General features: G+C 37.4%; 8 protein-coding genes. All 8 read right to left on the reverse strand.

What is annotated here, in order from left to right; genetic code table 11:
- Positions 1 to 7: 7 nt before the first annotated feature.
- Entirely contained in the window at positions 8 to 1,360 is a 1,353-nt protein-coding gene (locus RMX89_RS07675; RefSeq protein WP_322688501.1) for a cytochrome P450, read from the reverse strand.
- 85 nt (positions 1,361 to 1,445) lie between these two features.
- Complete coding sequence (locus tag RMX89_RS07680) at positions 1,446 to 2,846, reverse strand: cytochrome P450 (RefSeq protein ID WP_322688502.1); 1,401 nt, start codon at positions 2,844 to 2,846, stop codon at positions 1,446 to 1,448.
- Positions 2,846 to 6,958 carry an amino acid adenylation domain-containing protein gene (locus tag RMX89_RS07685; RefSeq protein ID WP_322688503.1) on the reverse strand — a complete coding sequence of 1,371 codons (4,113 nt, stop codon included), beginning with the start codon at positions 6,956 to 6,958 and terminating at the stop codon, positions 2,846 to 2,848. The genes RMX89_RS07680 and RMX89_RS07685 overlap by 1 nt, the downstream gene beginning before the upstream one ends.
- Before the next feature lie 183 nt (positions 6,959 to 7,141).
- On the reverse strand, positions 7,142 to 7,900 hold the full coding sequence (locus RMX89_RS07690) for a class I SAM-dependent methyltransferase (protein WP_322688504.1): 759 nt from the start codon (positions 7,898 to 7,900) through the stop codon (positions 7,142 to 7,144).
- A 76-nt stretch (positions 7,901 to 7,976) separates the two neighbouring features.
- Positions 7,977 to 12,590, reverse strand: coding sequence for a polyketide synthase (locus RMX89_RS07695; protein ID WP_322688505.1), 4,614 nt, complete (start codon positions 12,588 to 12,590; stop codon positions 7,977 to 7,979).
- Between the two features lie 33 nt (positions 12,591 to 12,623).
- Positions 12,624 to 17,024, reverse strand: coding sequence for a type I polyketide synthase (locus tag RMX89_RS07700; protein ID WP_322688506.1), 4,401 nt, complete (start codon positions 17,022 to 17,024; stop codon positions 12,624 to 12,626).
- Positions 17,025 to 17,056: 32 nt separating this feature from the next.
- On the reverse strand, positions 17,057 to 18,736 hold the full coding sequence (gene panP, locus RMX89_RS07705; RefSeq protein ID WP_322688507.1) for a pyridoxal-dependent aspartate 1-decarboxylase PanP: 1,680 nt from the start codon (positions 18,734 to 18,736) through the stop codon (positions 17,057 to 17,059).
- 103 nt (positions 18,737 to 18,839) lie between these two features.
- Positions 18,840 to 23,540: a type I polyketide synthase gene (locus tag RMX89_RS07710; RefSeq protein ID WP_322688508.1), complete on the reverse strand. Its 4,701-nt coding sequence runs from the start codon at positions 23,538 to 23,540 to the stop codon at positions 18,840 to 18,842.
- Between the last annotated feature and the right edge of the window lie 3 nt (positions 23,541 to 23,543).

The following is a 23,543-nucleotide window of genomic DNA, read 5'->3' on the forward strand; positions in this document are numbered from 1 at the left end:
ACTTTCCTTAATGCTGACGCCGACCATGCATAAACATCTTCACACCACTCTCGGCGTAACATTGATCGTTGAAATACTTTGGTCGTTCTGGTCGCTTGTTAACCAGCTCTAATTTATAGTTTGAAAGAATTGTTGCTAACACAAGCTTCATTTGAAAGATAGAAAAAGACCCTGCAATACAACCACGAGCGCCGCCACCAAAGGGTATAAATTCATAGGGAGAGAATTTTTTTTCTAGAAAGCGCTCTGGCTTAAACTGTTTCGGCTCTGGGTACACATCTTTACGTTGATGTGTTGAATAAATATTGGTAAAGAGTATTGTACCAGGAATTAACTCATACCCCACGATCTCCACTGGAGACACTACTACCCTTGGGAGCGAGAAGATCGAACTTGGGTAAATTCGTAAAGTTTCGTGACAAACAGCATTAAGATACGGCAATGCCACAATCTTCATAGGATCTGGGTTTTCACCAAGGCTATCGAGTTCCTCAAGCAATTGCTTGCGAACATCTGTTAAACGATGAACCCAGTAGAATAACCAGGTAAGCGAATCTGTTGCACCATTATTACTTGCTGGTATAGGCAAAAACAGGAGATCGCGCACTTCCTCATCGCTTAATGGTTTACCTGTTTCATCATAAGCAAATATCAGATCGGAAAGTATATCAATACGTGAAGAATCTGCTTGCTTGCGGCGTTCTTTAACTTCATTGTATAAAAATTGGGAAATTTCTTTCTGGAGATACTTATGATATCCCCACGGACTGAACCGACCTAAATCCAATTGTGTAAAAGGCAATTTACTTACGATCTTAAGCAAGGTAGATTTTTCATTTTTGATTGAAGAGGTATATAGACGTTTTATTTTTTCATAACGCTCTCCTTCTCGTAATCCAATCACAATCTCTATAGCTACTTGCAAGGTAATTTGTGATAACATTTCATTGGCAATGAAAGTTTTGCCAAGTGCCTGTTGACCAATCATTTTTTTTGTGATTTCACATATACTTTTACCAGTAGCATTCATCCGCTCTCCATGATAAGCTTTCATTAAGAGAGAACGACGATGTTTGTGAACTAAACCATCAAGATGAATGATTCCTTGCTGCCCCATTTCTTCGGCTTTAATCGGGGTATCTACTGGCGGCATAGTAGAGATTGTAATTTCTTTAGTATTAGTTAAATACTGCTTTATTGCTGAGGGATTACTAACGTAAACAATTGGTGTAGAACCAGACATTATAGTTATAATGTCGCCATAGCGTTTGTAAATAGCATCCAAACAGCCAAGAGGATTATTATTGAGCTGCTGAAGTAGCAGCCATAAAGGTGTTTTCGGTTCTGGTGGTAGTGTCATAAATGTTGTTTAATTCCATGATTTATAGATATTGAATCGGAAAAGCAAATTCAGAAATATATTTATACTCGGTTCATACCTCAGTTTAAAAGTGGGCAGTACAACTTTTCTCGTCTGCTCCCCATCTTCTCTGCCCCTCTACTTCTTTTTGACGGCGACTACGCATGACCATTTTCACGCCACTTGCAGGGGAACAAATTAAACCTGCAAATTTAGGACGTTCTGGGCGCTTACTGACCAACTCTAATTGATAGCGTGAAAGAATAGTTGCTAATACAAGCTTCATTTCAAATAGAGCAAAACTCGCGCCAATACACACACGAGAACCGCCACCAAATGGCAAAAATTCATAAGGAGAAAATTGCTTTTCTAAAAAGCGCTCTGGCTGAAATTCTTTTGGTTTAGGATATAAATCATCACGCTGATGGGTCGAATAAATATTGCCAAGAAGTATTGTACCGGGATGCAGTTTGTAGCCCATTAACTCAATTGGAGATTCTACCAACCTGGGAAATGTAAACAATTGGGTTGGGTAAATTCGTAAAACTTCGTTACAAACAGCACTTAAATAAGGGAGTGTAACAATGCTCATGGGGTCTGGATTCTGACCAAGACTATCAAGTTCTTCGAGTAGTTTCTCTCGAACATTTGTTAAGCGGTGAATCCAGTATAAAGCCCAACTAATGGCAGTTCCCGAAGCATCACCAGCTGCAAATATAGGCGATAATAAAAGGTCACGCACCTCTTCATCGCTTAAAGTTTCACCTGTTTCATCACAAGCAAATATCAAATCGCCAAGTATATCAGTGCGTGAAATATCTGCTTGCTGGCGACGTTCTTTAACCTCAGTAGATAACAATTGAAAAAGTTCTTGCCGGAGGTGAAGGAGATATCCCTGGGGACTCCATTTACCTAAATCTTTTTCTTGGAAAATATTACTAATAATCTTAACTATAAGAGATTGTCTATCGAGTTTAAGCAAAGATGCAAATAAATGCTTAATTTTGTTGTAGCGCTCTCCTTCATACAAACCGATTACCCGCTCTATACCAACTTGAAAAGTAATATCTTCAATGACTGGGTATGCAATAAAAGCTTTTCCAACCACTAGTTTACTCATCATCTTTTCCGTGAGTTCGCAGATACCTCGGCCACACGCTTGCATCCGCGCTCCATGAAAAGCTTGCATTAGGAGCTTACGCCGATTTTTATGAACTAAACCATCAAGTTGCAGAACTCCTTGATTTCCGGTTATGAAGGCGAAATCTTGGTTTAATACACCGCTAGCTGTAATTTCCTTAGTATTTGTAAAAATCTCTTTTATCCCTGAAGGATTGCTGATGTAAACAATTGGTGTAGAGCCAGACATTATAGTAACGATATCACCATAACGTTGGGAAATAGCATCCAAATAACCAAAGGGATTAATCTCAAATTGCAGACCTAGCAACCATAAGGGGATTTTCGGCCCTGGGGGTAGTTTCATTAGTCTTTTTTACTCCCATTATTTATGACATTGCACGCAGCACGATCGATATAATTTCTCAGATGTTTAGCTAATTTCTGAATATGAGGCTCAACGAAAATCGAGAAATGATCGCCAGGAACTTCAATGACTTGAATAGGTAGACTAGAATATTTACCCCAACCTAATAATGGGTCATCAGTATTCCATTCTGGATTATCAAAGTCATGAATAATCTCTTCGTTGGCTCGAAATAGAGTTATGGGATGAGGATAAAGTCGTGGGACATAATCTCGCATAGCTTGAACATCAGCTTTAAAAAGTTTGTAATAGCTGATAAAATCTTTAATTTCTGTATCACTAAAGATGAAGTTTGCTTTTTTATTAATCAAATTAAGTTGCTCATTTAGTGGCAAAACTCTAAGTTCCTCAAAAGGAATCGAAAAATCTATATTATTATCAGTTTTTATGGATTCAGCCATCCGAAGTAAAAATTTTGCATCGTCATCTTTTGTAGATTCAATGCGTGTTTCTAAAAGAATGGCATCGATAACAACTAGCAAATCTACTGCTTCACCCTGTCTTTGCAATTGCTGCGCCATTTCAAAAGCAAGTACACCACCGTAACAATGACCGCCTAAAAGATAAGGGCCATTTGGCTGTACTTTACGAATTTCTTGGAGGTATTTATTTGCTGTTTCTTCTAGTGAGAGAATTTCAGGTTTTTCTTGATTAGGGGTATGTTCCAAGGCATAAAATGGATAGTCTTCACCAAGCCTTCTGGATAAATTAAAGTAGTTATTAATACCTCCACCTGCGCCATGCATACAAAAGAAAGGTGTCTTGGAACCAGAAGAGTTAATTACGACGAGAGGAGAATTAGAAATTTCGTGCGATCGCTGACTGACAATAAGAGCTAGTTTCTCAATTGTGGGATTTTCAAAAAGAGTAGATAGGCTAAGATTATGCCCAAATTTGTCTTGAATTTGAGCCATTAAGCGTACAGCTAAAAATGAATGACCACCCAATTCAAAGAAATTATCTGTCACTCCAATGAGGTTAGTCTTTAGTAGATTTTCCCACAATTTTACTAATGACAACTCTGTAAAATTCCGAGGGGGGATGAAGGACTTTGTAATATTTGGTCGGATAAAGTCATTTGTGGAAAGAGAACGCTTGTCTACTTTGCCATTAGGTGTAAGTGGAAAAGCATTTAATACCACAAAGCTGGATGGGAGCATATAATTAGGCAACTTTTGTTGCAAGTAAGGCAACAGTTGTGCAGCTATATCCTGATTTTGGGTGACGACATAAGCAATCAAAAGTTGACTTTCTTGAGTATCGTTGCTGAGAATGACAACCGATTCTTTTACATCTGGATGCTCTGTAATAGCTGTAGAAATTTCGCCTAATTCGACTCGAAAACCTCTGATTTTTACTTGTTCATCGTGGCGACCCCAATATTCAATATTGCCATCATTGAGATAACGCGCAAAGTCACCAGTTTTATAAAGTTTATTTCCTAGAACAAAGGGGTTATCGATAAATCTTTCAGCCGTTAATTCCAGGCGATGTAAGTATCCCTTCGCTAATCCGTCGCCACCAATATAAAGTTCGCCAACAACTCCTACAGGGGTTAGTTGTAAATTGCGATCCAATACATAGACTTGAGTATTATCAATAGGACGACCGATAGGTACACTGTTTGCTTGGTCTGATAATAAACTGGTGTCGTAGTAAGTGGCGTTTGCAGAAACTTCCGATGAACCGTAAAGGTTGATTAGTCCTGCAAATGGTATTAATTCTCGGAAACTTTTAGCTAAGTTAACAGATAATGCTTCTCCACTGGTTATCCAGAGTTTTAATTGTGATAATTTATTGGTTAGATGATGGTAATTATCTAGAAGTAAACGCAGGAGTGAGGGTACAAGTATAATACGGGTAACTTTGTGATGAGCTAAAGCTTCTATAAATAACTGTGGATCTAGTAGAGTTGCATTATTAATAATTACTATGGGAATTCCCTGAAGTAAAGGAGCAAAAATTTCCCAAACAGAATCTATAAAACTAATAGCTGTTTTCTGACAACAAACTTCTTCTGGATTGAAAGGATAAGTTTTCCATAGCCAGTGTAAGCCATTTACTGTCCCACGATGATTGCCAAGAACGCCTTTAGGAGTTCCAGTTGAGCCAGAAGTATAGATAATATAGGCAAGATTATCAGATGAGGAGATGTTAATGGGATTTTCTTGACTTTCTCGAGCAATTTCGTCTTTTTGAATATCTAGATAAACGATTTTAGGCGAAGATAATGATAGTTTTTCGACAATTTTATGATGGGTAATTAATATTGATGCTTGAGAATCAGAGAGCATAAAATTTAGACGCTCAACTGGATAACTCGGATCGAGGGGAATATATGCACCGCCAGCTTTAAGGATTGCTAAAATTCCCGTCACCATGTCTATAGAACGTTCTAGGCATAAAGCAACAAATGTTTCTTTTGTTACACCCTGTTTTTGTAAATAATATGCAAGCTGATTAACTGTATGGTTAAGTTGACGATAGGTAATTTTTTCTGACTGGCTAATTAATGCCACAGAGTCAGGTGTTAGTTCAACTTGCTGCTCAAATAATTGATGGAGACATACATCTTGATAGTCTGTACGAGTTTGATTAAATTTTAATAATAATTGTTCTTGTTCATTAGTACTTAATAGTGATAATTCACAAATGCGTTCCTCTGGATTAGCGAGTATATTTTCTAATAAAGTCTGGAAGTGATTAATAAATCGGGTAATTCTTGTTGAATCAAAAATATCTGTATTATATTCTAAACACCCTGTTAAGCCTTCTCGCGATTCAGATATCGATAAGAAAATATCTAGTTGAGCAGTACCACTCTCAAACTCTAAAGCACGCAAGGTTAATCCAGATACTTCCTGTACAGATGTTGGAGTATTTTGCAGCACAAACATGACTTCATAAAGTGGATTTCGGCTTAAGTCTCGTTCGGGTTGCAATTCTTCTACAAGCATCTCAAAAGGCAAATCTTGATGTGCATAAGCATCAAGAGTCACCTCACGGACTCGACGGAGAAGTTCGCAAAAACTGGGATTACCACTGAGGTCATTACGCAATACTAAAGTATTAACAAACAGACCCAACATACCTTCTAATTCGGCTCGATTGCGGTTGGCAATTGGAGAACCAATCACAATATCTTCTTGGTTTGTGTAGCGGTATAATAATATATTAAATGCTGCCAGCAAACTCATAAATAAAGTGGCATCTTCTCGCTGGCTTAATTGCCTAAGTGCATCAGTCAGTTCTGCTGAGAATGTAAAGTATTGTTTGGCACCAGCAAAAGTTGTGACGCTAGGTCGCGGACGGTCTGTGGGTAATTGTAGTACAGGAAGCTCACCGCTTAGTTGCTGCTTCCAATAATTTAATTTGGTCGTGAGGAATTCACCTTGGGTGCGATCGCGTTGCCAAATTGCAAAGTCCGCATACTGAATCGGGAGTTCAGGTAAAGCAGAAAGCTGATTTGTAGACAAAGCTGCATACAGAGTTGACAACTCCCGCAGGAACACGCCACAAGACCATCCATCTGTAATGATGTGGTGCATGGTTACAAGCAAAACGTATTCTTCTTCACTCAAGCTTAGTAAAGTTGCTCTGACTAAAAGTCCTTTCGCTAAATTAAAAGGTTTTGTTACTTCCTGGGCTATAAGTTTCTTTACTTCCCCTTCCCAATCTTTACCAAATAAATACTCAAGATTAATAATAGGTAAATCCCAAGTTAACTTTGGTGCAATTTCCTGTACTGGCTCTCCATTGACAAGTGTAAAATTTGTGCGCCAAATTTCGTGACGCTTGAGAATTTCATTCAAACTTTGCTGAAGCGCTGTAATATTTAGTTGTCCTTTTATATGGAAAGCAATGGGAATATTATAGAAAGAGCTACCGTGGTAAAGTTGGTCAATAAACCATAGCCTTTGTTGAGAGAAAGATAAAGGAATATTTTTAGATATTTGACGTTTGGGAATAGTATCAGCTTGAAATTTTCCTCCCTTCCACTTTTCTAGAAGGGCTTTTTTGGCAGGTGATAAATTAGAGTGATGTTTATCCATTGCTAATATGCCATCAAAAGTTACTAATTACTATACGTGTTTTTAACTTATATAAAGTAGAAATATCGCTTAATATAATTTTTCCTCCGAAAAGTTTCTATTTAGATTAACTATAAACTCTATGGAGAAGCGGCAATTATTAAGCGACAAGTCTAATAATTTGCAAAGTTTGCAATTGGATTATTAAGTTAAAGATGTCTTCTGGCAAACAAAGCAAGCTATGTCTTCACTTTCCCCAAAATCTTTGCTATTGTAATAATTAAATTTTGTAAATCCTGCATCTTTTAAAGCTGATTGAACTTCTTCTAGAAAGTGATCCTTCCTTAGCCAAACGGTGTCTGAACGCTTCCAGGTTTCTTTTATTAATTCAAATCCTGTAACTTTGATTTCCCATGTCCTTTCTTCAGGTTTGTAATAGAATAACTCTATTAATGAGCATTCGTCGTTGACGTAGACAATATTAAAATTATTTTTTTGAGCAGTTTCATGTAGCCAATCTGTTATTGGTATGTTGAACACAAAGATGCTACCATCTTTAAGTGCAGCATATACGTTTTTAAATACCATTTTTAATTCTTCATTGTTTTGGATAAAATGAAAAACATCATTTGCCAAAACTGTATCGAAGATGGGTGGTAATTCAAAATTACGTATATCGCCAAGGATAAATTCACTTTCAGGCGCGTTTTTTCTAGCGTAGTTTAGTAGCCCTTCAGAAGCATCGATTCCAGTAACTTTATATCCTTTAATGTTAAGCTGCTGTGCTAAATAGCCAGAACCACAACCCAGTTCAAGAATATGCGCTCCCGCAGGAAGTTGTGATAAGAATATTTGCTCTAAAGCAGGTATAATACCTGCTACCAAATCTTCAGGCGTATTCTTGAATTCATTCTGTAAACGAGCGATGGGTTCATAGTTAGGAAGAGTATTGAGTAGAGACATAGACTATTTTTCCTGTTTTTCAATGAAGGTTTTTAAGCAATTAATGAGGCACTATTTGTTGAATAAAATCGGAATTTTATGTATTAGCCAAAAAAGTTTCTACTTCTTCTTCGGATAATTCTTCTATTTTTTCTAACAGAAGTTGCTCAATCATTTCTGCCTGTTTAGTTGGGATCATAGCTTGCAATAAAAGGTCACGCAGTGGTAAATCTATAGGAAATTTCGCTCTCAATCGAGAAATTAATTGAGTTGCAATCAGAGAGTCTCCTCCTAACTCATAAAAGTTGTCGTAAATACCAACTTCTGCAATTCCAAGTACCTGTTGCCATATTTCCGTAATTTGTGTTTCTAACTGGTTTGTTGGAGCAACATAGGAATTACTAAGTTGAGGTCTGGAATAGCATGGTGATGAATCTAATTGATTAGAGGATTTTGAATTTGTATGGTGGTTAAATGCATAATTATGTCTGGCGTTTAAATCTACCGTAGAAACAATAATTTGAGTTCCTCGATCTAGAGAAAATATTCGTTTAAATACTTCTATAGTTTCTGCTGGAGTAATGCCTAATTTTAAACCAAATGCTTGCTCTGGTTTTTTTTGCTCTTGGGCGACATTTAGCTGTAACTTATCCCAATTTATAATGTACCAGGATAAAGAATTATTGCGGTTGTGCCGATTAACAAAGCTATCTATAAAATGATTGGCGGCTGAATATAATCCTAAACCAAATCCCCCTAAAATTGAAGCTAGAGAAGAAGAAATGATACAAAAATCTAATTTTATATTTTGTAAAATTTGTTCTAATACAGCAATTTTACGATATTGAAATTCAAATATTTTTTCTAATTCTATTTTACCAATTTCTGGTACCGATCCAAACATTTTTTCCCGATTTATTCCAGTTGAATAAATAACTCCATTAATTTGTCCAATGTTATGATCTGAAAACTTTTGATGCATTTGCTCATAATTAGTAGTATCTGCACGCATTACCAAAATTTCTGCATCTAATTTCTCTAACAATAGTAATTGTTGAATTTTATAACTTACTTCATCTTCTTGAGGCTGAGTTACAAGCCATTGTGAAAAATCATCCTTTTCGGGAAAATCTAAATTTTCGATAAATATGATTTTTGCTTGTAGAGTTTTGGCTAAATATTCAGCAAGTACAATTTCAATAGTTTCTAAGCCACCAGGAAACAAATAAACACCGTGTTTTCTTAATGGTATTTTTTCTTCACCTACTGACTCTAAGCGAATTGGCTCAAATGTTTGTACCCAACGGTAGCAACCACGATAAGCAACAACTAAGTCTGAAGATGCAGATGTTAACTCGCTTAAAAGTTTGTCAATAATATTACTTTCACAATCCGCTTGTTCTTTGTGTACATCTAAGTGATTAGTTATAGCAATATCAATACTGCGGCAGGTTATATTAGGATACTCTTGAGAAATTACCTTACATAAACCTAATATCGTTGATTTTTCTGGATCTATAATTTCATTTCCATTGACTTCTTGAATATGATTAGATACAACCAAAAGTTGCAATGTTTCGTCAGTTTTTACTTTTCTTAAGCTCTGCGGTAAAAACAGTAGACTATTGAATTCTAAATAACTTTTTGTTTGAGATTTTACAATGCTTATGCTCCATAAATAAACGATGTTATGCGGATATTTGCCTAATGAAATTAATTCTTTAAGTAAGATATTGTAATCTTCGCTTACATACGGATTAATTGTATAAACATCTTCAGTCTCTTTAGTTAAAATCTCTCCCTGTTTAACTACAATTATATTTTGATTTTTACTCTTTAATACATTAATTAAATTTTCACCCACTCCCAAATCATCAATAAAAAACAACCATTGCTCTTGGGAAGCTTCTGTATGAGCAAAAGATGAATGAGTGAGGAAAGAGCGTTTCCATGAAGGAGTATAAAACCAATTTGCAATATCTTGTTTCTGCTCTAATGTTGCCGAGTTACTCTTTACAGAAGGTGATGTAGATTTGGTATCAATCCAATACCTTTGTCGCTCAAAAGGATAGGTAGGAAGAGGTAAACGATGACGCTGTTCGTGGGTATAAAATCCAGACCAATCTATATTTACACCAAAAAGCCACAACCGACCTAATGTTTGCAACAAAAATCCTACATCCGATTGTTGCTCTTTAAGATGAGGTAAGGAAGTTAGGATGTATTGTTTAGCATTTTTATCTAAATGCTGTGTGCTAAATGTGCTTAAAGTTCGTCCTGGCCCCACCTCTAGAAAAACACCTGCAAACTGATTTAAAAGTTGAGATATGCCATCAGAAAATCTTACAGTTTGTCTTAAATGTTGGCTCCAATAAGTGGGATTTGTGGCTTGTGCATCTGTAATCCAAGTACCAGTTACGTTAGAAATAAAGCTGATGTGTGGTGGATTCAGTTGAACTGTTTTCAACAACTGCACAAACTCTTCTAATATTGGTGACATCATTTGCGAATGGAACGCATGAGATGTATGCAATAAACGACATTCAACCCCTTGAAGTAATAATTGATTTTGTAGAGTTGCGATCGCTTCCTTCGTTCCAGAAACCACGCATGAAGTTTTGGTATTAATCGCTGCTATTTCTAAAGAGTTTTTATACAAAGGCTGTGCATCCAACAGCGATCGCACCTCTGGTTCTGGTAGTGGAATCGCCAGCATACTTCCTGGAGGTAACTGTTGCATCAGTTGTCCCCTTTTTGCCACAATTACTAAGGCATCTTCAAGAGAAAATACACCTGCGATCGCGGCTGCAACATATTCCCCAATACTATGACCAATCATCGCTTCTGGTAGCACACCCCAAGACATCCATAACTGAGCCAGGGCGTACTCAATTACAAATAACGCTGGTTGGGTGAAAGCTGTTTTTTGTAACTTTTGGCTAGCCGCTTCAATTTTTTCTGCCTCTGAAAACAATAGATCGCGGATATCAAAACCAAGATGGGGTTGCAAAATTTCGGCACAAGTATCTATATGTCTGCGATATGTCGGTTCGACTTCGTATAATTCCCGACTCATGTTTGCATATTGCGATCCTTGTCCTGAAAACATGAAAATTACTGGCTGTTCTCTATGCTCCTGACATACAGTAAAAATTCGTTCTTGCTCTTGTGTTTCTAAAACGCTGACAGCATCTTCAACACTCTGACACACTAATATTCGGCGATAGTTAAAAGCTCTACGACCCACTTTTAAAGTATAGGCAACATTAGCTAAATTTATCTCTGAATGTTGTTTGAAATACGCAAGTAAATTATTATTTGCAGTTTCTAAGGCTGTGCTAGTTTTGGCTGATATTAACAACAATTGCCAAGGTTTATAGTCATCAAAATATTCAATTTTAGGGGCTTCTTCCAGAATCACATGGGCATTAGTTCCACCAAAACCCAAGGAACTAATTCCTGCTCTTCGGGGAGTATTGTTAGTTTTCCATTCGCTAAGTTTAGTATTAACGTAGAAGGGACTGTTGACAAAATCAATCTCAGGATTGGGAACTTCAAAATTGAGGCTAGGAGGGATTTTTTTATATTTTAATGCTTGTACCGTTTTGATTAGACTTGCTATACCAGCAGCTATATCTAAATGTCCGATATTTGGTTTTACTGAACCGATAGCACAGAAGCCATTTCTTTGGGTAAAAGCACGAAAAGCCTTAGTGAGTGCAGCAATTTCCACTGGATCTCCAGCAGCTGTTCCAGTTCCATGAGTTTCTATATAGGAAATATCTTCAGCATCTATTCCAGCATTTGCCAGAGCTTCTACAATAACTTCAGCCTGACCATTTACACTAGGTGCTGTATAGCTAACTTTCAAAGAACCGTCATTGTTGATTGCTGAACCTTTGATAACTGCATGAATATAATCTTTATCTGCGATCGCATCTTTTAATCTTTTTAAAACGACTATTCCCAGTCCACTGCCAAAAACAGTACCCTGTGCTTTAGCATCGAAGGCTCGACAATGACCATCAGGAGATAGAATTCCATCCTCTTCATACAAATAACCTGACTTTTGTGGAACTATAATCGTCACTCCGCCTGCTAAAGCGATATCACACTCTTCATCAAGTAAACTTTTACAAGCTAAGTGTAAAGCAACTAATGAAGTAGAGCAGTAAGTTTGAATTCCTATGCTTGGGCCTTTTAAATTTAATTTATATGAGACATTTGTGGTCAAGAAATCTTTATTAAAAGTATAGTTATTGGAAATCTCTCTAGAATTAACATTTTTATATATATTGTTAAAAAAGTAAGTGTTTGTGCTAACACCAGCATAAACTCCAATCAAACCATTATATGTTTCTGGATCGTATCCAGCGTTTTCCAAAGCTTCCCAAGCACATTCTATAAAGAGGCGATGTTGGGGGTCAATTAGTTCGGCTTCTCTAGGGGTGTAACCAAAGAACCTCGCATCAAAATACTCAATATCTTCTAATATAGGTGCTGCTTTTACATAATTTGGGTCGTGTAAAATTTCTTCTTCCAGATTTGAATCTACTAAATCTTCATTCGAGAAAAAAGAAATAGACTCAACTTTATTTTGGATATTATACCAAAACTCATCGATATTGTTTGCACCAGGTAAACGACCAGATATCCCCACTATTGCTATATCTAGATTTGCTATTTCTTCTTGCCCTATTTCTATACTCATGATTTGATTAACCAGATAAATTAACTTTGTATTTTAGTTTGCTTGCATTTTCATCTGTCTTCTTCTTTGTCCTCGACTTAGCCTTTGTTCAAAAGCATTTTCCTGAGAGTCTTCAGGAGTAAAAATCTTCGTCATCGAGCCTATATTTGGGCATTCATAAAGTTTGGCAATAGAAAGATTTGAATTAAATGCCTTATTTACGATTGTCATAAGTTGAATACCTATGAGAGAATCACCACCAAGTTCAAAAAAGTTATCATAAATTCCTATCCGTTCAATACCAATAACTTCTTGCCAAATTTCAACTAGCTTTTGTTCATTTTTATTTCGGGGAGCAATATAATCGTTACTTAGTTCAGGTCTAGGATATTTTAATTTGGAAGAGTTGACAGCTTCTAAAAGTTCTATGGTCTGTATTTGATTGTAAGAATTATACTGTTTGAGTACATTTAATAAGTCAGATGTAGATATTACAACTTGAGGCATTGGATTTTCCAAAATGCGGAGAAACACATCTACACCTTCATTGGATAATATACCTTGTTTAAGATTTTCTTTTCGCAATTCTTGGAGTCGCTGGGGTAATTCTGTATTCACTGCCATCCCAACTTCTTGCCAACTATCCCAGTTAATGCTAGTAGTAAATCGACCCTGCTTTGCAGCATTACAGTGAGCAAAGGCATCAAGAAAGGTATTGGCTGCACAATAGTCTACCTGTCCAAATTCCGCTACAATTGAGCTATTTGATGATACTAGAATAAAGAAATCTAACTCAGTATCTTTGACAATTGCATCAATAACTATTGTCCCCTTAACCTTTGGAGCCAAAACACTTTCTGCTTCTTCTAGAGTTTTTCGCTGAATTACACCGCCTCCAGGAACTCCAGCAGAGTGAATAACACCATTTAGTTGACCAAATTGTTGTTGAGCTTGAGCGATCGCACTTTGCATTTGTTCTATATTGCTGACATCAGCAGCGATGGCTAAAACTTCTGCACCCAAGTCTTCAAGTTCTTGAACTTTGCGAATCTTACAGCTAGTATTATCACTCTCATCGTGAGTGGATAGCCATTGAGACCACTCATCTTTTTTGGGTAAAGCAGAACGTCCTACTAACAGTAGTTTTGCTTGGACAGTCCGAGCTAAATATTCTGCCAAAACAAGTCCGATACCTCCAAGTCCACCTGTAATTAAATAGACTCCTCTTTCTCGTAGTCGAGGGGTTTCAATTTTAGCTTTATCAAAATGCACTGGCTCAAAACTCTGCACCCATCGATTCAAACCTCGATAAGCTATTAACTTTTCCGAATTATCAACCGTCAGCTCTGCCAGTAATTTTTCTATAAGTTTTTCTTCTTGCCAACTGTCGTTAGGAGGAAGAATAACATCAATACTACGACAGTTTATATTTGCATATTCTTGAGGAATAACTTTAATTGGCCCAATTAAAGTGGCTTTCTCTGGACAAAGCACTTCAGTTGCCGTCACAGACTGTAGATTGTTAGAAATAACTGTGATTTGAAAATTATCGCTAGTTTCTTGTCTTCCCAAAGCTTGGGCAATAAATAATAAACTATAAAATCCTTTGATTTGGGCTGATTCTAGTTCGGGAATTTCTAATTCATGCTCGCTGATATTTGTAACATTCCATAAATGAACTATCCTTTGTGGCAACTTGTTTTTTCTGAGCAATTCTTGGAATAAAACATCGTAATCCTGATTATTTTCTGGGTTGATAGTATATCCATCGCCTAGTATGATAAATTGATCGCCAATTTTTACAGTAATGACATCTTGGTTTTGTTTTTCTAATTGTTTTACCAACTTCATACCCAAGCCACACTCATCGAGAAATACCAAAGTGCAAGATTTTTTAGTTATTAATATTTGGCTATCAAGTTCGACAGGAGGTAAAGAAGGTTTCCAAAAAGGAAGATAAAACCAGTCGGCTATATCAGCTTTTTTAGTTAGTGATACTATATGAGCATCATCTTTACCTGGATTTTTCGCTTCAATCCAGTATCTTTGCCGTTCAAAGGGATAGGTAGGTAAAGGTAGACGATGACGCTGTTCTTCGGTATAAAATTCCGACCAATCTATATCGATACCAAAAAGCCATAACTGCCCTAATGTCTGCAACAAAAAGCTTACATCCGATTGTTGCTCTTTGACATGGGGTAAAGAAGTTAGCACATATTGTTTAGCATTGATATCTAAATGTTGTTTGGTTAATGTGCTTAAATTTTGTCCTGGCCCTACCTCTAAAAAAACGCCTTCAAACTGCCCTAATAGTTGAGAAATACTATCGGAAAATTTTACAGTTTTTTGTAAATGTTGGCTCCAATAGTTAGGATTTGTGGCTTGTGCATCTGTAATCCAGCTACCAGTCTGATTGGAAATAAAGCGAATACTTGGTGGATTGAGTTGAACTTTTGTGAGCGATCGCAGTTGTCCCTTGTTTGCTACAATCAATAGCGCATCTTCAAGAGAAAATACACCTGCGATCGCAGCGGCAACATATTCCCCGATATCGGCACCAATCATCGCTTCTGGTAGCACACCCCAAGACATCCATAACTGAGCCAGGGCGTACTCAATTACAAATAATGCTGCTTGGGTAAGTGCTGTTTGTTGTAGTTGTTGGTTAGCCGCTTCAATTGTTTCTGGTTCGGGAAAGAGTAGGTGACGGATATCAAGACCGAGGTGAGGTTGCAAAATTTCGGCGCAAGTATCTATATGTCTGCGAAATGTTGCTTCAACTTTGTATAATTCCCGACCCATGTTTGCATATTCTGACCCTTGTCCTGAAAACATGAAAATCACAAGGCAACGACTTGGTTCCCAGTGGTAACTAAAAACACGTTCTGCTTCTTCATTTTTAAGTAATCTAACTGCATCATTTAAATTTTGGCAAACTACCAGCCGCCGACGATCGAAAGCTCGACGGCCTACTTGTAAGGTGTAAGCTACATCTGGCAGGTTGATATTAGGATGTTGCTGGAGGTAAGCCGCTAAATTTGCAGTCGCACTTTCTAAAGCTGTGCTAGTTTTGGCTGAGAGTAACAGCAATTGCCAAGGTCGAGAAGCACTGGATGTTTCAATTACTGGAGCTTCTTCCAAAATTACATGGGCATTAGTCCCACCAACTCCAAAAGAACTGACACCTGCTCTGCGAGGTAAACTATTAGTTTTCCATTCTGATAATTTGGTGTTGACGTAGAAAGGACTATTGGCAAAGTCTATCTCTGGGTTGGGTTTTTCAAAATGTAAAGTAGGAGGTATTTGTTTATGTTTTAATGCAAGTACCGTTTTAATTAAACCTGTTACACCGGCTGCTGTATCCAGATGCCCAATATTGCTTTTTACTGAACCAATAGCGCAAAAACATTTTTTATTTGTACTAGCACGAAAAGCTTGTGTGAGAGCCTTGATTTCAATCGGATCTCCTAAAGGAGTTGCAGTTCCATGAGCTTCAATATAAGAAATAGTATCGGGTTCAACACCAGATAAGGCAAGCGCTTCTAAAATTACTTCTCTTTGACCATTAACACTAGGTGCTGTATAACCAACCTTTAAAGAACCGTCATTATTGATAGCTGAACCTTTAATTACAGCATGAATAAAGTCTCCATCAGTAACAGCATCAGCTAACCGTTTCAATACCACAATTCCTAAACCATCGCCAAACACTGTTCCTTTGGCGTTAATATCAAAAGTTCGGCAGTGTCCATCAGGGGAACAAAGAACCCCCTCTTGATACTGATAACCAGATTGTTGAGGTAGCTTTGCTATAGAAACACCACCAGCCAAAACTATATCACTTTCACCATTTAGCAAACTTTGACAAGCTAAATGTACAGCGATTAATGATGTAGAGCAGTTATTCTGAACATTAATACTTGGCCCAGTCAGATTTAACTTGTAAGAAGTTTGCGTGCTTAAATTATCTTTTTCATTACCAATAAAAATATTTAAGGCATCTACCGACTGCATTAAATCTTGGTTGGAATATAAATTTGTAAATAAATAATTACTATTAGTTACACCAGCATAGACCCCAATTTTACCGTTGTATGATTCTGAATCATAGCCCGCAGATTCTAAAGCTTCCCAGGCAGATTCTAAAAAGACCCGATGTTGTGGGTCTGTGATTTCAGCTTCTCTAGGAGTAAATCCAAAAAATGCAGCATCAAATAACTCGATATCTTCTATTATGCTGCTTGCTTTTACATAATTGGGATCGTTGAGCAAAGCCGGATCTATACCCGCAGCTAGCAGTTCTTCATTTGTAAAATGAGAAATTGATTCTACTCCATCTCGTAAATTATTCCAAAAAATATCAACATTTTTTGCACCTGGGAAACGGCCATTTATACCAATGATGGCTATTTCATCGTTATCATCAAAGTTATTAAATTCATCAGAGTTATTCATGGAAAATACCTAATTAAACTTATTAACAGCAACTAAGCTAGGCTCTGAGTGGCTTCTAAGGAATCTGATATCGATAAATCTAAAGCAATCTGAATTTGGTCATTTAGTACTGCATCTATATCCTCTTTAGTCGTGAGCGGATTAGCGATTACCGCCCGAAGCGCAGTCACAGAAATTTCTTTTTCTAAACAGTTAATTCTTTTTGTTGTCCGCGAGATAAAAGTACGACCGGCTTGACGTTGAGTTTTTTGCAGGCGCTCATTGAATATATTGATTTGTTGATTATCAGTGTCTGTTAATTGCTTTTTAACTGCAAGTTCTCTGAAAGGTTCTGGGATGTAACGGTAAAGAAGGAGATTTATATCCGGTTGAGATAGTAACTCAAATTCGGGTGTGGCAGTAATTTGATCCGCCATATATTGTGTCTTCTCAATACCTGCATCAATTAAAAATTCATAACCTTTAAGTCCGATCAGATGTAACCCAGCATGTAAAAATAATGCCATACCCGCTCGAGAACCTTCTAAAGCGCGTTTACCCAAATCGAATGAACCCTTACGCATGGTGTAGCTAGCATTTTTTTCAATCGATAAAGCTAAGTATGGTTCGCGCATAAATACCATACCAATACCCATAGGTAAATACAGTTGTTTATGTCCATCAATTGTTACCGAATCAGCGCGTTCAATACCAACAAGCTTTTGTCGATGTTGTTCGGAAAAAATGAGTGGGCCACCCCAAGCTGCATCTACATGAAAATGAACATTTGCAGCTTGGGCAATATCTGCTATGTCTAAAAGCGAATCTATGTTTCCAGAATCCGTAGTACCAGCAACGCCCACGATCGCAATAATATGCAAGTTTTTAGTCTGACAATCTGCAACAGCCTGACGTAAGGCTGGTAAATCTACTTGATTATCACCATTAGTCGGAATTTTTATTAAACCATGCGTACCTATGCCTAATAAATCTGCGGCTTTATCAAAAGAATAATGCATCAACTCAGAGCCAATGATTACCGCTCCTTGATAACCATAGTAATCTAAAGCTGCTGTTAATCCTTCTTTTTCTACACCTGCAAAACTATTTTTTGCACCTAAAGATTTATTGCGAGCGCACCAAAGTGCGATGATATTTGCTGCCGTACCTCCAGAAACCAATATGCCTAAAGTGCTTTGGCTATTTTGGATATGTTCGTTATAAAATTCATCAGAAAAGTTATAAATCAATCTATGCATCATTGCCAAAGCCTGACGTTCATAAGGGCTAAAAGCTTTGGCTGTTTCTATTTTGACAACATTTTGGTTCATAGCTGTCATCAGTTTTGCGATCGGTCGCACAAAACAGGGAAGAGCAGAGGTCATATGACCTATAAACCGTGGTGAAGATGTATGTATTGAATGATTAATAACGTTATTTGCTAAATAATCAAGGTAGCTATCAAAATTACCAGGATTAATCGGAACTTGACTATCAGAAAACGTTTCTAATAATGCATTGAAATCAATAGTTGAATTAGTGCTAATTGCGCTTAAAAAATCATCAACTAAAACGTCAGTTTGAACACCCATTTTAGCTTCTATAGATGAGATTAGCTTGTTAGATGGTGCAAATAATTGCATCACTCCCTTAGCAACTTCATACTGTGGTGTTAGCTCATTTTCAAGAAATACATTTTGCTGAGTTTTTTGTCTCTGCTGACTTAATGCCATTTTCTACTCCAGAATATATCTTAGTTCTTAATTGCCTGGTTACAAGTTTGTAGTCAGGACTTTAGTCCTTATCCTAAGTAAACCCTTAACTAGGTTTAAAATACTAATTATCTTCTATCAGTGATGTCCTTCGATGATTTTGTCTAGCTTGTTTGCGACGTTTAATTGAAGCAGACCTCGTTTGAGTCCGGTAAGAATCTTTTTGTAAATCAGCTTCTTCGTCGCTACTTAAAAACTCGGCAAGTGAACTAATAGTTGGTCTTTCATAAATGCTAATTATCGGAATATGGGCATTTAATTCTTTTTGTAAATGAGAGATAATCTCAACACCTATGAGAGAACTACCTCCCAAATCAAAAAAGTTATCATAAATACCAATTTTTTCAATTCCCAGAACTTTTTGCCAAGTCGTAGCAACTATTTGCTCTACATTATTGCTAGATGGGACATACTCATTTTGTAAGTTTGCTCTGGAATGAAGTGATAAACTACCTTGATTATTTGATGATTCTTTATTTTGTAAAAAGTTCCGTTTTATCCATTGTTCAATTCTTGGTTGTAGTTCTCCCGCAGAAACAACAATTTGTGGAGTTTTCTTTAGAGATAATACACGACTAAAGACATCGATTCCTTCCTGCCTTGTCATGCGTAATTTTTCTAAAGCTATTCCCACAGTTAAATCCTGTATATCATCTTCTTGAGATTGCCAAGTATCCCAGTTTACGCTAATACAAGGGAACAAATTTCTTTGGTTGTGCTTATGGGCATATGCATCCATAAAAATGTTAGCAGCAGAATAAGAAGTTAACCCTAAACCTCCTAAAACAGATGATGAGGAAGATGTAAATAAGCAAAAATCTAACTTTTGGTCTTGCAAAACTTTTTCTAAAACAAATAGTCCATATACTTTAGGATTAAATTGTGATTGACTTTGAGTTTTAGAGCTTTCTTCGATAGTGTAATACGCATCGTCATTAATTCCGGCTGCGTGGATAACGCCATGAATTTCACCAAACCGTTCATTAACTAATGCTATAGCTTGTTGCATTTGTTCTTCATTAGCTACATCAGCCGCGATCGCTTGAACTTGTGCACCTAATTCTTCTAGCCTCATCACCTTTTTTAACTTCTGGCTAACTTCATTAGATTCATCATGGTTTAGTAGCCACTCAGACCACTGGTGTCTTTCCAGTATGCTTTTTCTGCCGATTAAAACTAACTTAGCCTGCATTGTTTTTGCTAAGTATTCTGACATTGCTAAACCAATGCGGCCAAGCCCACCAGTGATTAGGTAAACACCTCCTTTTCTCAACTTGGTTTTGCTGATAATGCCTTTATCTAACTGTACAGCTTCGTATGTTTTAATCCAGCGATGATTGCTACGATAAGCAATTAAGTTCTCAGTTATTGGTGCTGTAAATTCTGTAAGCAGTGAGTCTATAAGTGTTTGTGATGGCTTAGTTATGGAGTCTGGAAGTACAATATCAAAGCAACAGCAAGTTATGTTGAGATACTCTTGCGGAATTACATTGCATGGCCCTAATATAGTTGCCTTTTCAGGGCATAATTTTTCGCTGCCAGTTATATCATGTAGATTACTGGTGACAACCATCAGCTTGATTGGTTCAATTATATTTTGTTTTGCCAAGGCTTGGGTCAGAAACAGCAAACTATCAAAGCCAAGACTTTGGCAATCTTCAAAAAATTGATATTGTGTTTGTGGCTCTAGCTCTTGACTGGGTAAAGTATCGTTAGGAGTAACGCTCCACAAATGTGCAAGATGCCATCCGGCACACTTGGCGATCGCTTGTGAATTCAAATTCTGTTTTTGTAGTGTTTCCAATAAGGCATCATAGTCATCCTTCTGTCTAGGATTGATTGTATATGTACACTCATCAAGCTGGGAAAATTTATCTGCGACCCTAACAAAAATCACCTCATGTCCCTGTTGTTTCAGTCGTTCAGCAATTTCTGCTCCCACTCCATAGGGATCGACAAACACCAACCAATATGACTTTTGTTCTACCAACTTATCCGGTTGAAAAAATTCCATTGGTGTAGATTCTTTCCACCGAGGAACGTAGAACCAATCAGCAATATCTGGTTTTTTATCAGAACTTTTTGGCGACATCATTGCCAGAGTCGCATTTTGATTTACCTCAATCCAGTAACGCTGCCGCTCAAAAGGATAAGTAGGTAAGGGTATGCGATGACGCTTTTCATTTACATAAAAACCTGACCAATCAATTTGAATTCCTACTGACCAAAGCCTACCCAAAGTGTTAAGTAAAAACTCTATATCTGATTGTTGCTCTTGAGGATGTCGTATAGAAGTTAGTGCTATGAGTTTATCTGTTTGATGTTGTTTTGCAAAACTACTTAGTGTCCGTCCTGGTCCCACTTCCAACAGTATTGCCTCTGGCTGTTTGAGTAACTCATAGATTCCTAAACTGAAGCGTACTGGTTGCCTTAAATGTCTAGCCCAATAGTTAGGATCTGTTGCTTCATCTGCGGTAATCCAAGTACCGCTAACATTAGAAACAAACTGAATTTTTGGGGGATTGAGTTTTACATTTTGTAATAACTGGATGAAAGTCTCAATGATGGGTTCCATCATTTGAGAATGAAAGGCGTGAGAAGTATGCAAACGCCTAAAGTTTACACCTATTTGTTGTAGCTTTTGTTGCAATTTCTCTATTGCTTCTGTTGCACCGGACACCACACAAGAAGAAGGTGCATTGCTCGCAGCCAGAGAGATTTCTTTTTCTAGCAGTTGTTGTAACTCTTGTTCTGAAAGCTGAACCGAGAGCATAGCACCACCAGGTAACTGCTGCATTAGTTTTCCTCGCATTGCAACTATAGCTAAGGCATCTTCTAAAGAGAAAACTCCAGCGATCGTTGCAGCTACATACTCCCCTATACTGTGACCAATCATCATCTCAGGGCGCACACCCCATGCCATCCACAACTTAGCTAAAGCATATTCAATCACAAACAACGCAGGTTGAGTAATTGCTGTTTGCTGTAACTTTTGTGTTGCTTCTTGAGCTTTTTCTACTCTGGGATAGAGAACTGAACGCAGGTCTAATTCTAAGTAAGGTTTAAGCAATTCACAGCAATAATCAACTTGCTGTTTAAATACAGCTTCACTTTCGTATAATTCTCGACCCATATTTACATATTGCGAACCTTGTCCAGAAAACATAAACACGACCGGACGATTACAAGGTTCTTGGTAATGGGTGAAAGCTCTTTGAGGATCTTGCAATGCATTAATTGCATCTTCTTGGTTTTGGCAAACTACTATTCGGCGATGGTTCAAACTCCACCGTCCTAATTGTAAAGTATAAGCAACATCCGCGAGGTTTAAATCTGGATTTTTTTGTAGGTAATTAGTTAAATTTTCTGTAGCAGTTTCTAATGCTGTATTCGTCTTAGTTGAAAGTAATAATAATTGCCAATGTCTAGAATCACTAGAGGATTGAGTTATCGGAGCTTCTTCTACAACTAAATGGACATTTGTTCCGCCAAAACCAAAGGAACTAACACCCGCTCTGCGAGGAGTATTGCTAGTTTTCCACTCAGATAATTTATTGTTTACATAAAAAGGAGTATTGGCAAAATCAATTTGCGGTGATGGTTCTTCAAAGTTTAAACTGGGGGGAATTTGTTTGTGTTTTAAGGCTAGTACAGTTTTAATCAAACCTGCTACTCCAGCAGTTGAGTCTAAATGCCCAATATTGGTTTTTACAGAACCAATACCACAAAATCCTTTGTTTTGAGTTTTAATACGAAAAGCTTGTGTTAAGGCAGCGATTTCAACAGGATCTCCAAGAGTTGTGCCGGTTCCATGTGCTTCAATGTAGCTAATGGTATCGGGTTCTACCTCAGCCATAACCTGAGCAGCTCTTATTACCTTGGCTTGCCCATCTACGCTAGGTGCTGTATAGCTAACTTTATTTGACCCATCGTTATTAATAGCAGAGCCTTTGATAATAGCATGGATGCAATCGCCATCTGCGATCGCTTCTTCTAACCGTTTTAAAACTACAAGACCTAAACCCCTTCCTTTTACTGTTCCCGCAGCCTTAGCGTCGAAAGCACGACAATGTCCATCACGAGATTCAATTCCTCCATCTTTATATAAATAACCAACTGCTGTCGATATTGAAACTCCTCCTGCTAAAGCAATATCGCACTCACCACTAAGCAAACTTTGGCAAGCTAAATGTACAGCAACCAACGAGCTAGAGCAAGTAGTTTGAACTGCATAACTTGGCCCCTGCAAATTTAATTTATAAGAAGCAAGTGTAGTAACATAATCTGGAGAAGTTCCCTTTTCTATTTGCTTATCACCTACAGAGGCTAGAAGCTCATAATTAGAATAAATGTTAAGTAAATAACTGCCAAAACTTGTCCCAGCGTAGACCCCAATAGGTTTTTTATAGACATCCGAACTATACCCAGCATCTTCAAGTGCTTTCCATGAATGCTCCAAGAAAAAACGGAGTGAAGGGTCCATGACTTCAGCTTCTCTGGGATTAATGTCGAAGAATGAAGCATCAAATAAGTCTATATCTTTGACTACACCCTCTGCTTTAACATAATTTATGTCGCTCAATAAAGCCTCATCTACACCTAAATCTTTTAATTCTCGATCGTCGAATCTATGTATTGACTCTACTCCATCTCGGAGATTGTACCAAAATTGCTCAATATTTTCAGCCTCTGGGAAACAGCCACTCATCCCAATAATGGCTATCTCCAGACCAGTTTTGCTACTTAAATATTCTGAATTTCCCATAAT

This window comes from Nostoc sp. DedSLP04, assembly GCF_034530775.1.
In the GTDB taxonomy this organism is placed as follows: Bacteria; Cyanobacteriota; Cyanobacteriia; order Cyanobacteriales; family Nostocaceae; genus Nostoc.